Raw genomic sequence first — 606 nt, 5'->3', positions numbered from 1 at the left:
GAGCCTCTTTCCCTTTAACAGATAAATAAAACAATAAAGCCAAAATCACGTTGAACAATATCCCGCCAATCAATCCAAAATCAATAAAATAGTCACCGAATACAGTATAATACACGTACATCCTCATTCCTGTGATAGATCCTAATCTCGGATAATCCCTAGCATCAAAATAATCAGAAATATCTTTCATGAAGGTCTGCCCTGTTCCATTTGCTATACTATATCCGTGGGTATGATTAGTTATGTACCAGCCCTTCTCGCCGAAGTTAATAAAGCCCTCACCTAGATACCTGTATATCTGCTCGTAAACTAAATCGCTATTGCCATCTGCTCTGGCTATTGTAATAAAAAAGAGAATGGAACCAGCAAAAACGCAAAAAAACAATCCAACAAGTTTTAACACTTTATCCTGCTTTTTAGTAAAGTACTGGCGAAATAAAAGGTAATTTAATACAAGTATAAATATCATCTGGAATAGTTCACCTCGACCACCTACAATCAAGCCTAATGAAACAGGGTTAAGAAAGGCTATTAAAGTTAAAAAGATAAATATTACCTTTCTCTTACTTGCTAACATATAGAAAAACAATGAAGGAGTGATGTATT

Annotated in this window: 1 protein-coding gene; it reads right to left on the bottom strand. The window is 34.7% G+C overall.

The features are described 5' to 3' along the window. The coding region (locus tag ACNOHI_RS25165; protein WP_420477462.1) for an O-antigen polymerase at positions 1 to 606 on the bottom strand (606 nt) is incomplete at both ends.

The sequence above is a fragment of the Noviherbaspirillum sp. ST9 genome, assembly GCF_048799745.1.
Lineage (GTDB): Bacteria > Pseudomonadota > Gammaproteobacteria > Burkholderiales > Burkholderiaceae_D > Noviherbaspirillum.
The sequence above is the reverse complement of the archived record's forward strand: the minus strand, read 5'-3'. Positions and strand labels throughout refer to the sequence as shown.